General features: G+C 71.0%; 12 protein-coding genes. 7 read left to right on the top strand and 5 right to left on the bottom strand.

Going from position 1 to position 11454, the window contains the following annotated elements; genetic code table 11:
* Positions 1–106: 106 nt before the first annotated feature.
* From ACWCRB_RS46265 to ACWCRB_RS46245, 5 genes are all read right to left on the bottom strand, one after another.
* A complete protein-coding gene (locus ACWCRB_RS46265; protein ID WP_451001823.1) occupies positions 107–880 on the bottom strand; it encodes an SGNH/GDSL hydrolase family protein in 774 nt (257 codons plus the stop codon).
* Positions 881–963: 83 nt separating this feature from the next.
* Entirely contained in the window at positions 964–2001 is a 1038-nt protein-coding gene (locus ACWCRB_RS46260) for a hemolysin family protein (protein WP_451001822.1), read from the bottom strand.
* On the bottom strand, positions 1998–3338 hold the full coding sequence (locus ACWCRB_RS46255) for a hemolysin family protein (protein ID WP_451001821.1): 1341 nt from the start codon (positions 3336–3338) through the stop codon (positions 1998–2000). The genes ACWCRB_RS46260 and ACWCRB_RS46255 overlap by 4 nt, the downstream gene beginning before the upstream one ends.
* A 228-nt stretch (positions 3339–3566) precedes the next feature.
* Entirely contained in the window at positions 3567–3992 is a 426-nt protein-coding gene (locus ACWCRB_RS46250) for a GNAT family N-acetyltransferase (protein ID WP_451001820.1), read from the bottom strand.
* Positions 3993–4082: 90 nt separating this feature from the next.
* Positions 4083–5753, bottom strand: coding sequence for an FAD-dependent oxidoreductase (locus ACWCRB_RS46245; protein WP_451001819.1), 1671 nt, complete (start codon positions 5751–5753; stop codon positions 4083–4085).
* Between the two features lie 278 nt (positions 5754–6031).
* On the opposite strand from ACWCRB_RS46245, the gene ACWCRB_RS46240 reads away from it, so the two are divergent.
* The 7 genes from ACWCRB_RS46240 to ACWCRB_RS46210 are packed head-to-tail and all read left to right on the top strand — an operon-like array spanning position 6032 to position 11342.
* Complete coding sequence (locus ACWCRB_RS46240) at positions 6032–7156, top strand: SchA/CurD-like domain-containing protein (RefSeq protein WP_451001818.1); 1125 nt, start codon at positions 6032–6034, stop codon at positions 7154–7156.
* A 59-nt stretch (positions 7157–7215) separates the two neighbouring features.
* Positions 7216–7698 carry a cupin domain-containing protein gene (locus tag ACWCRB_RS46235; protein ID WP_451001817.1) on the top strand — a complete coding sequence of 161 codons (483 nt, stop codon included), beginning with the start codon at positions 7216–7218 and terminating at the stop codon, positions 7696–7698.
* Positions 7695–8963 (top strand): beta-ketoacyl-[acyl-carrier-protein] synthase family protein, encoded by a 1269-nt coding sequence (locus ACWCRB_RS46230; RefSeq protein ID WP_451001816.1) that lies wholly within the window; start codon positions 7695–7697, stop codon positions 8961–8963. The genes ACWCRB_RS46235 and ACWCRB_RS46230 overlap by 4 nt, the downstream gene beginning before the upstream one ends.
* Positions 8960–10216 carry a ketosynthase chain-length factor gene (locus ACWCRB_RS46225; protein WP_451001815.1) on the top strand — a complete coding sequence of 419 codons (1257 nt, stop codon included), beginning with the start codon at positions 8960–8962 and terminating at the stop codon, positions 10214–10216. The genes ACWCRB_RS46230 and ACWCRB_RS46225 overlap by 4 nt, the downstream gene beginning before the upstream one ends.
* A 25-nt stretch (positions 10217–10241) precedes the next feature.
* Complete coding sequence (locus ACWCRB_RS46220; RefSeq protein ID WP_369033825.1) at positions 10242–10502, top strand: phosphopantetheine-binding protein; 261 nt, start codon at positions 10242–10244, stop codon at positions 10500–10502.
* Positions 10503–10504: 2 nt separating this feature from the next.
* Positions 10505–10981, top strand: coding sequence for an SRPBCC family protein (locus ACWCRB_RS46215; protein ID WP_451001814.1), 477 nt, complete (start codon positions 10505–10507; stop codon positions 10979–10981).
* A 28-nt stretch (positions 10982–11009) separates the two neighbouring features.
* Positions 11010–11342, top strand: coding sequence for a TcmI family type II polyketide cyclase (locus tag ACWCRB_RS46210; protein WP_451001813.1), 333 nt, complete (start codon positions 11010–11012; stop codon positions 11340–11342).
* Positions 11343–11454: the final 112 nt, after the last annotated feature.

Here is an 11454-nt window from a genome sequence, read left to right as displayed (position 1 = left end):
GTCCGGCGTTTGAGGACGAGCGCGTTCAGCGCGATACGGGGGTTCGGGGGCGGAGCCCCCGAGGATGGGACGGGTAGGGGCGGCGGGGGCGAGGAAAGTTGTGCGGTCAGTTCTCGTACGGCAGTAGATCCGCCCGCTTCGCCGGCATCCCGTCCCCGGAGGACCGTCCCGTAAGACGGCGTCCTATCCACGGCAGCAGGTGCTGCCGGGCGAAACGGGCGTCCGCCACGCGGCGCGCGCCCCAGCCGGGCGGTGGCGTCGGCGGCACCGGCATGTGCCACTCCGGGTCCTCGGGCTCATGGCCGAGGGTCTGCCAGACCGCCTCCGCGACCCTTCTGTGGCCCTCGCCGGTCAAGTGGAGCCGGTCCACGTCCCACATGCGCGGGTCGCCCAGCGACGGAGCACCGTAGAGGTCGACCACGACCGCCCCGTGCCGGGACGCGAGGTCGTCGACGCAGGCGAACAGCTCCTCCATGCGCGGCCGGAAGCGCTCCAGGACCGGGCCCTGGCGGCCGGGACTGCGCATCAGCACCAGCTGCTTGCACGCGGGCGCGAGGCGTTCCACGGACTCCTCCAGGAGCGCCCGCACCCGCCCCATGTCGCACTTGGGGCGCAACGTGTCGTTCAGCCCGCCCACCAGCGTGATCACGTCGGGCTCCATGGCCACCGCCACAGGCACCTGCTCGGCGGCGATCTGCCCGATCAGCTTGCCGCGCACGGCGAGGTTGGCGTACCGGAAACCGGGCGTGCGGGCGGCCATCCGGGCCGCGAGGATGTCCGCCCAGCCACGGTACGAGCCGTCCGGCAGCCGGTCCGACATGCCCTCGGTGAAGGAGTCGCCGACCGCGACGAGGCTGGTGTATGAGGGGTTTTTCTGCATGGCGACAGAGATGATAGCCCGTACACATACCCGTCAGTCGGTCGGCCTCCTCACCCGCCTCACCCACCTCGCCCCTCGCCTGCTCAGGCCGGCTGGCCGAACAGCTCCCGCAGCACGTCCTCCATCGTCACCATGCCCGCGAGCAGCCCGTCCTCGCCCTGTACCGCCGCCAGGTGCGTACGGCTGCGCCGCATCGCCGTGAGGACGTCGTCCAGGGGAGTGTCCGCCCGTACGCTCGCGATGGTCCGCAGGTCCCGGACCTGGAAGGCGAGGTCCCGGGGTGCGGCGTCCAGCGCGTCCTTGACGTGCAGATAGCCGGCGATCCGGCGCTCCTCGTCCACCACCGGGAAGCGCGAGAAGCCCGACTCGGCCGACAGCCGCTCCAACTCCTCCGGGGTGACGCCCACGCGCGCGTAGACGACGCTTTCGAGGGGGAGTACGACGTCACGGACCGGCCTGCGGCCCAGTTCCAGGGCGTCGTGGAGGCGTTCCCGCGCGCGGGCGTCGATCAGTCCCGCCTCGCCGGAGTCCCGGACCAGGCGGGCCAGCTCGGCATCCGAGAAGGTCGCCGTGACCTCGTCCTTGACCTCGACGCGCAGCAGCTTCAGGAGCGTGTTCGCGAAGGCGTTGATCGTGAAGATCACGGGCTTCAGCGCCCGCGCCAGGGCCACCAGGGGCGGGCCGAGCAGCAGCGCGCTGCGCACCGGCTCCGCGAGCGCGATGTTCTTCGGCACCATCTCGCCGAGCAGCATGTGCAGATAGGTCGCCAGGGCGAGGGCGATCACGAAGGACACCGCGTGGCCCGCGCTCTCGGGGACGCCCACCGCGTGGAACACCGGTTCCAGCAGATGCGCGATCGCCGGTTCCGCGACGATACCCAGGATCAGCGTGCACAGGGTGATGCCGAGCTGGGCCGCCGCCATCAGCGCGGACACGTGTTCCAGGCCCCACAGCACGCTCTTCGCGCGCCGGTCGCCGTCCGCGCGGTCCCCGTCGGCGCCCTCCGCCACGTACTGCTCGATCTGGCTGCGGCGTACGGAGATCAACGCGAACTCGGCGCCCACGAAGAAGGCGTTGACGACCAGTGTCGCCAGGCCGATCAGCAGCTGGATGGTCGTCACTTCGTCTTCCCTTCCTCTTCTTCGTCGTTCTGTACGAGCGGTGCATGCAGCAGGACGCGTGCCGCTCTGCGGCCCGACGCGTCCAGGACGTCCAGGCGCCAGTCGGCGACCTCGACGGTGTCACCCTCCTGCGGAATGCGGCCCAGTTCCGTGGCGACGAGGCCCGCGAGCGTCTCGTACGGGCCCTCCGGCAGCCGGAGGCCGACGCGGGCGAGCTGGTCGGTGCGGGCGGCGCCGTCCGCGGAGTAGAGGGCGCGGCCCTCGCCGTCCACGCCGGCCGGGTCGAGGTCGGACGTCTCGTGCGGGTCGTGCTCGTCCCGTACCTCGCCGACGACCTCCTCGACGATGTCCTCCAGCGTGGCCACGCCCGCCGTACCGCCGTACTCGTCGATGACGACGGCCATCGTGCGCTTGCCGCCCAGCCGGTCCAGCAGCCGGTCGACGGTCAGTGACTCGGGGACGAGCAGCGGTTCGCGCATGAGTTCGGAGACACGTACCCGGGGGCGACGCTCCGCGGGTACCGCCAGACAGTCCTTGATGTGGGCGACGCCGACGACCGAGTCGAGGTTGCCGCGGTAGACGGGGAACCGGGACAGCCCGGTCGCCCGGGTCGCGTTCGCCACGTCCTCGCAGGTCGCCTGGGCGTCGAGGGCGATGACCTGGACGCGCGGTGTCATCACGTTCTCCGCGGTGAGGTCGGCGAGGTTCAGGGTCCGTACGAACAGTTCCGCGGTGTCGGGCTCGAGGGCGCCCGCCTTGGCGGAGTGCCGGGCCAGTGCCGCCAGTTCCTGGGGGCCGCGCGCGGAGGCCAGCTCCTCGGCGGGCTCGATGCCGAAGAGGCGGACCATGCGGTTCGCCGTGTTGTTGAGGTGGGTGATGAACGGCCCGAACACGGCGCTGAACCAGCGCTGCGGCGTCGCCACCCGCTTGGCCACGGCCAGCGGCGCGGAGATCGCCCAGTTCTTGGGCACCAGCTCGCCGACGACCATCAGGAAGACGGTCGACAGCGCCGTACCGAGCACCAGCGCCAGGGTCGAGGACATCGAGGCCGAGACGCCGACCGACTCCAGCGGGCCCGAGATCAGCGCGGCGATCGACGGCTCGGAGAGCATGCCGACCACGAGGTTGGTGACCGTGATGCCCAGCTGCGCGCCGGAGAGCTGGAATGTGAGGTTCCGTACGGCCTTCAGGGCGCTCGCGGCACCCCGCTCGCCGCGCTCAACGGCCCGCTCCAGCTCGCTGCGCTCGACCGTGGTCAGCGAGAACTCCGCCGCGACGAAGGCACCGCAGATCAGGGAGAGCAGGATCGCCACCAGGAGGAGAAGCACTTCCGTCATCGGGTCACCTCCGTCCCATGGTCGGGCACGGCCGGGGGGATCGCTCGATGTCGAGTCTTGCTGGTGCTACTGGGAGGCTCGCCCATGGGCGGACGCTCACACCTTTCCTGGAAGAGATCGGAGAACTTGGGGAAGTAATGGTTCCGACAATAGTAAAGGATGCGCAAAGTGGCTCAGTCGGTGAGTGGCTCAGCCAGTAACCGGTGACTGGCCCAGCCAGTAAGTGGCTCAGCCGGTCAGCGGCTTCACCCAGCGCCGCCACTGCTCCTCGGGCCCGTACCCCGCCGCCCGCCACGCCTGCTGTCCGTTCTCGTTGCGCTCCAGCACCATCGCGTCCGCGCGCCGCCCGCCCAGCCGTAGAAAGCGCTCCTCGGCGGCAGCCAGCAGCGCCGTACCGATGCCCTGGCGCCGCCGCTCCGGATGCACCGCGAGCCGGTAGAGGTGACAGCGCCAGCCGTCGAAACCGGCTATGACCGTGCCCGACAGGACCCCGTCGCGCTCCGCGAGGAGCAGCGCTTCAGGGTCCCGGTCGACGAGCCGGGCCACGCCGTCGCGGTCGTCGCTGATGCTGGTTCCCTCGGCGGCCTCGCGCCAGAACGCCAGCACGGTGTCTATGTCGGCGGGGGTGGCGTGGCGGATGTGCAGATCGGTCATGGGGCGAGCCAAGCAGAGCCCCGGTCCGTCTGGCGAACCCGTTTCCGTGCACGGACGTGAAGTTTCCGTGCACGGATGCGAAATGAGCCGTCAGCCTCGGTCAAGGAGCGTCGAGAGGGCCTCTCGCAGCACCGCACCGGGATTAGCCGACGACCCCTCCGAGCGCCAGGCCACGAACCCATCGGGGCGCACCAGCACCGCCCCGTCCATGCCGACGCCATGGACCTCGGCCCACTCCAGATCGCTCGCCGAGGACAGCTCGGCGTCGGAACCACTGCCGATCCGGTACGAGGTGAGCGGCACCGCCAACTCCCGCGCGACGTCCGTCGCCGCACTGTGCCAGTCGCCGCCGGCGCCCGCCGAGCTGAGCAGGACCAGCGAGCCCTCGTACAGATCGAGCGTCGAGATCCGGGTCCCGGCGCGGTTCAGCCACATGTGCGGCGCCCGGCTCCCCGGCTCACCCGTCAGCCGTACGCCCTCGGGCACGACCGGCACCGCCGCGTCCGCGCCCAGGACCGCGCCCCGCAGATAGCGGTAGCCCAGCGCCACGTTGAGGACGCCACCCTTCTTGCCGCCAGGTCCGCCAGGTCCACCGGCTCCGGGAGCGGGCGTGTACCCGGGGTGGCTGTGCTCGACCGAGCGAGCCGAGGCGCGGGCGCTCGTCGCCTCCGCGACCGGGCGGCGCTCCAGGTCGTACGACGACAGCAGACCGGGACCCGCCCAGCCGCCCAGCACGGCGGCCAGCTTCCAGGCGAGGTTGTGGGCGTCCTGGATACCGGTGTTGGAGCCGAAGGCGCCGGTGGGGGACATCTCGTGGGCCGAGTCGCCGGCGAGGAACACCCTGTCGTGCGCGTACCGTTCGGCGACCCGCTCGGCGGCGTGCCAGGGGGCCCGGCCGGTGATCTCCACGTCCAGGTCCGGTACGCCGACGGCCCGCCGGATGTGTTCGCGGCACCGTTCGTCGGTGAACTCCTCCAGTGTCTCGCCGTGTTCGGGGTGCCAGGGCGCGTGGAACACCCAGCGTTCCCGGTTGTCGACCGGCAGCAGGGCGCCGTCGGCGTCCGGGCTGGTCAGGTAGCAGACGATGAACCGTCGGTCGCCGACCACGTCCGCGAGACCACGGGAGGTGAAGGTGATGCTCACGTTGTGGAACAGGTCGCCGGGGCCGCTCTGCCCGATGCCGAGCTGCTCACGGACGGGGCTGCGCGGACCGTCCGCCGCGACCAGGTAGTCCGCCCGGATCGTGGTGTGCTCGCCGGTCTCCCGGCTCTTGACCTGCGCGGTCACCCCCTCGGGGCCCTGCTCGAACGACATCAGCTCGGTCGAGAACCGCAGATCCCCGCCCAGCGCCCGCGCGCTCTCCAACAGGACCGGCTCCAGGTCGTTCTGGCTGCACAGGCACCAGCCGCTCGGGCTGAACCGGGCGAGCCCGCCGCCCGGGTCGATCTCCTTGAACAGCCACTCGCCCGCGTCGCCCACCAGGGTCGGCGTCTGCAGGATGCCGTGGTTGTCGGCCAGCACCGACGCCGCCTCCTCGATGCGCCGCTCCACCCCGGCCACCCGGAACAGCTCCATGGTGCGCACGTTGTTGCCGCGCCCGCGTGGATGGATCGAGGTGCCCGAGTGCCGCTCCACGAGGGTGTGCGGCACCCCGAGGCGCCCCAGGAACAGGGAGGTCGACAGGCCCACCAGGGAGCCGCCGACGATCAGGACGGGCGTGCGGTGGCCGCCTCGGCCATCGGCCTCTTCAGCGCGGTTCATGGAATGCCTCCAGGGTCTGCCGGTGTCTGCCGGGACGCGGGTCAGCGAGGGGACGCACCTGCACACTGCACGCGCGCGGCCCGTTCCGCCCGCCAGGGGCACCCGGATGGAGCACGGTTCACTCGCCCGACCCCGTGGGAGTCGCGCACTCCGCAACTCGCGTCAACTATCGGCTCATGGCGGCCCCGGCTTTCGGCCACGACGGTCGCTTCCCGCCTTCCACCACGAAGGACTTCGACGGCGAAGGACTTCCACCACGAAGAGGAGAGGTGCGCCGGATGACCATCTCGGGACGCATATCGCAGTCAGCGTTCGACGGCTCCAGGCTGCGGGTGATCCTGCTGCTCGACCTGTACGAAGGAGCCCAGCAGCAGTTCCTGGACGCGTACGAGCACATGCGCAACCAGGTCGCGTCCGTCCCCGGTCACCTCAGTGACCAGCTCTGCCAGTCGATCGAGAACCCCTCGCAGTGGCTCATCACCAGCGAGTGGGAGAGCGCCCCGCCCTTCCTCGCCTGGGTGAACAGCGAGGAGCACGTCGAGACCGTACGGCCGATGCACAGCTGCGTACGGGACACCCGGTCGATGCGCTACAGCATCCTCCGCGAGACGACCCCCAACGCCCCGCTCACCCCGGAGTCGGCGAAGGCGGGCATGCAGGTGGAGGCCAGGGTGGGCGACGGTGTCGCACGCCACGCCCTCACCTTCACCGTCAAGCCGGGCTCCGAGTCCAAGGTCGCCGAGATCCTCGCCGGCTACACCTCGCCCGAGGCCCAGGTCGACGACACCACCCGGCTGCGCCGCACCTCCCTCTTCATGCACGGCAACCGGGTCGTCCGGGCCGTCGAGGTCGAGGGCGACCTCCTCGCCGCCCTGCGTCACGTCGCCCGCCAGCCGGAGGTGCGGGCGGTCGAGGAGGCCATCAACCCGTACCTGGAGCAGGACCGGGACCTCTCCGACCCCGACTCCGCGCGGGTCTTCTTCACCCGGGCGGCGCTCCCCGCCGTCCACCACGTGGTCTCCGGCGACAAGGCACCCGCGGGACTGCGCCGGCACGCGCTGTACTACCCGGCGAAGGAAGGCCGGGGGATGGACCTGGCCAAGCTGCTCGCCCACCAGGACGAGGCCGCGGCCGACGACCCGGCGAGCCCGGTGTACGGCAGCACCGTCTTCCAGCGCGATGACATCGTTGTCCGGCTCGTCGACCTCACCGGCGCACTCGACGCCGACCCCGTCGCCTCCCTCGGCCTCAAGGGGTCCGGAAAAGCAGCCGAGTTGGAGCGTCTCCTCGACGGTCCCGCGATCGGCGTCGAGGGCTCCCTGGAGACGGACCGCAACATCAACCGCCTCCTGTCGCACGCCGACATGATGCCCGTCACCGACCGCAGCTCCGCGCGGTCCTGACGGACCGCTTCCTCCCCGCCCGGACGACGACGTCCCTGCCCCACCCGGAGGTGTCAACCATGAACAAGCAGCACCCATGCATCGTGGACCTGAGCGAGACAGAACCCAACCGCAGACGCGGCGGCGACCTGCGGGCCATGCTCACGCCCGCCACGGTGGGTTCCACCAGCGGCTTCATGGGCCTGGCGATCGTCCAGCCCGGCGAGCGCATCGGCGAGCACTACCACCCGTACTCCGAGGAGTTCGTGTACGTCGTCGCAGGCAGCCTCGAAGTCGACCTGGACGGCGAGACGCACGCCCTCCGGCCCGACCAGGGGCTCCTGATCCCGATCGACGTCCGCCACCGCTTCCGCAACGTCGGTGACGTGGAGGCCCGCATGGTCTTCCACCTCGGCCCGCTCGCCCCGCGTCCCAGCCTCGGTCACGTCGACACGGAGGTGACCGAAACCGCCTCGCCCGGCACGGAGTTCGCCGTCGGCGGGCCGGACCGGCTCGCCCCGGACCACGGACAGCAGTCCGAGCGAAGCGGGGCCATACGGTGACCCGGCGGGTGGCTGTCACCGGTATCGGTGTGGTCGCTCCCGGCGGTACCGGGACGACGGCGTTCTGGGACCTCCTCTCCGGCGGCCGTACCGCGACCCGCGGCATCACGCTGTTCGACCCGGTGGGCCTGCGTTCGCGCATCGCCGCCGAGTGCGACTTCGACCCCTTCGCACACGGACTGGACCCGGCACTGAGCCAACACGCCGACCGCTACATCCAGTTCGCGATGGTCGCCGCCGACGAGGCCGTACGCGACTCCGGATTCGCCACCGGCGCCCAGGACCCCTGGCGCGTCGCGGTCTCCCTGGGCAGCGCCGTCGGCGGCACCACCCGCCTGGAACACGACTACGTCCAGGTCAGCTCGGGCGGACAGCGGTGGGACGTGGACCACCGCGGCGCCGACCCGGAACTCCACCGGGCCTTCTCGCCGAGCACCCTCGCCTCGGTCGTCGCCGAACAGTTCGGCGCACAGGGCCCGGTGCAGACCGTCTCCACGGGCTGCACCTCCGGGATCGACGCGGTCGGCTACGCCTTCCACACGATCGAGGAGGGCCGGGCCGACATCTGCATCGCCGGGGCGTCGGACTCGCCGATCTCGCCGATCACGATGGCGTGCTTCGACGCCATCAAGGCGACCTCGGACAACAACGACGACCCCGAACACGCCTCCAAGCCCTTCGACGCCCACCGCAACGGCTTCGTGATGGGCGAGGGCGCGGCGGTGCTCGTCCTGGAGGACTACGAACACGCCCGGGCCCGTGGCGCGCACATCTACTGCGAGATCGGCGGCTACGCCACCTACGGCAACGCCTACCACATGACCGGTCTGACCTGCGACGGACTGGAGATGGCCCGGGCGATCGACTCCACGCTCGACCAGGCCCGCCTCGACCCCACACAGATCGACTACGTCAACGCGCACGGCTCGGGCACCAAACAGAACGACCGGCACGAGACCGCCGCCGTGAAGCGGTCCCTGGGCGCGCACGCCTACGACATCCCGATGAGTTCCATCAAATCCATGGTGGGCCACTCGCTCGGCGCGATCGGCGCGATCGAGGTCGTCGCCTGCGTCCTCGCCCTGAAGCACCAGGTCGTGCCACCGACGGCGAACTACGAGACACCCGACCCCGAGTGCGATCTGGACTACGTACCGCGCACCGCGCGCGAACGGAAGCTCAGGAACGTGCTCTCCGTCGGCAGCGGATTCGGCGGCTTCCAGTCGGCCGTACTGCTGACGGGGCCGGGCGGGAGGAAACGATGATCAGCAGGAGCACTCGGCGTACCCCGCGCGCGGCCATCACCGGGATCGGGGTGATCGCGCCCAACGGTCTGCGGGCCGACTCGTACTGGAAGGCCGTCCGCGAGGGCCTCTTCGTTCTGGACGGGATCACCCGCGAGGGCTGCGGGCATCTGCCGCTGCGGGTCGCGGGCGAGGTCCGGGGCTTCGACGCGGCCGGTCTCATCGAGGAGCGGTTCCTCGTCCAGACCGACCGGTTCAGCCACTTCGCCATGGCCGCCGCCGCACTCGCCCTCGACGACGCCGGCATCGGCCGGGGCGAACCGGAGGACCCGTACGACATCGGTGTCGTCACGGCCGCCGGGTCCGGTGGCGGCGAGTTCGGGCAGCGGGAACTCCAGAAGCTGTGGGGCCAGGGATCGCGGTACGTGGGCCCGTACCAGTCCATCGCCTGGTTCTACGCCGCCAGCACCGGCCAGATCTCCATCCGCAGCGGTTTCAAGGGACCGTGCGGAGTCGTCGCCAGCGACGAGGCGGGCGGTCTGGACGCCGTCGCGCACGCCGCACGGGCCGTACGGCGCGGCACCGGCGCGGTCGTCGTCGGCGGCGCGGAGGCACCCCTGGCCCCGTACTCGATGGTCTGCCAGCTCGGCTACGCCGAACTCAGCACCGTCGAGGACCCGTCCCGCGCCTACCGCCCGTTCACCGAGGCCGCCTGCGGCTTCGTGCCCGCGGAGGGCGGCGCGATGCTCGTCGTCGAGGACGAGAACCGCGCCCGTGACCGGGGGGCGCCCGTCCGGGCCGTCGTCGCCGGTCACGCCGCCACCTTCACCGGTGCCTCCCGCTGGGACCGGTCCAGGGACGGGCTCGCCCAGGCGATCCGGGGCGCCCTCGACGAGGCCGGGTGCGCCCCCGAGGAGATCGACGTCGTGTTCGCCGACGCGATGGGCGTACCGGAGGCCGACCGTGCCGAGGCCGGGGCCATCGCCGACGCCCTCGGGGAGTACGGCGCCAAGGTCCCCGTCACGGCGCCCAAGACCGGTATCGGGCGCGCCTACTGCGGGGCGCCCGTGCTGGACGTCGCGGCGGCGGTGCTCGCCATGGAGCACCGGCTGATCCCGCCCACCCCCAACGTGTTCGACATCTGCCACGACCTCGACCTGGTGATGTCCCGCGCTCGCCCCGCCGAGCCGCGCACGGCCCTGGTCCTCAGCCGGGGACTGATGGGTTCCAACGCGGCGCTGGTAGTGCGCCGTGGAGACGACTCCGCCCGATAGCACGGGCGGGAAGGAGAGCACCCGCATGATCACCACCGAAGTGACCTACGACGAACTGGCCGCCCTCATGAAGAGGGGAGCCGGAGTCACCGTCGACCCCCGCGAACTGGAGCGCGCCTCGGACACCCCCTTCGGGATCCTCGGCCTCGACTCGCTCGGCCTGCTCGGCATCGTCGGCGAGCTGGAGAACCAGTACGGCAAGTCCCTTCCCCCCGACTCCGAGCGCTGCAGGACGCCCCAGGAGTTCCTCGACCTCGTCAACAGCACCCTCAAGGCTGGAGCCTGACCGTGGCCGGACACACCGAGAACAGCATCACCGTCGACGCCCCTCTCGACCTGGTCTGGGACATGACCAACGACATCGAGAACTGGCCGAACCTCTTCACCGAGTACTCCTCCCTCGAAGTCCTCTCCCGCGAGGGCGCCACGACGACGTTCCGGCTGACCATGTTCCCGGACGACAACGGGAAGGTCTGGAGCTGGGTCTCGGAACGGACCGTGGACCGCGCCTCGCGGACCGTCCGGGCCCGCCGCGTCGAGACCGGCCCCTTCGCCCACATGAACATCCTGTGGGAGTACAGCGAGCTGCCGGGCGGCACCCAGATGCGCTGGACGCAGGACTTCGCGATGAAGCCCGACGCCCCGGTCGACGACGAGTGGATGACGGACAACATCAACCGCAACTCCCGTACGCAGATGGCGCTCATCCGGGACAAGATCGAGCAGGCCGCCCGCGAACGCCAGAACGCGCCCCTGCCCCGCTGAACCATCCGCCCAGGAAGGACGACACCCGATGCATCACGCCCTGATCGTCGCCCGTATGGCACCCGGTTCGGCGCCCGCGATCGCCGACCTGTTCGCCACCTCCGACAGCGGTGAACTCCCGCACCTGGTCGGGGTCACCCGCCGCAGCCTCTTCCAGTACGGCGACGTGTACCTGCACTTCATCGAGGCCGACCAGGACCCGGCGCCGGCCATCGCGAAGGTGGCCGGACACCCCGAGTTCCGGGGCATCAGCGACAAGCTGTCGGCGTACGTCTCCGCGTACGACCCGCAGACCTGGCGCAGCCCCAAGGACGCCATGGCGCACTGCTTCTACCAGTGGGAGCGCGACGCTCGCTCCTGAGCAGCCAAAACCCCGAGGCCGGTATCGCTGCCGGTTCTGCACCCGGTGCCCGATCGGCCCCCTCGTGCATCCGGAGCGGACGATCTGCGCGGAGGCCGATCCGCAACTCACC

It is taken from the genome of Streptomyces sp. NPDC002156, from assembly GCF_053593675.1.
This window is presented reverse-complemented; position numbering and strand designations above follow the sequence as displayed.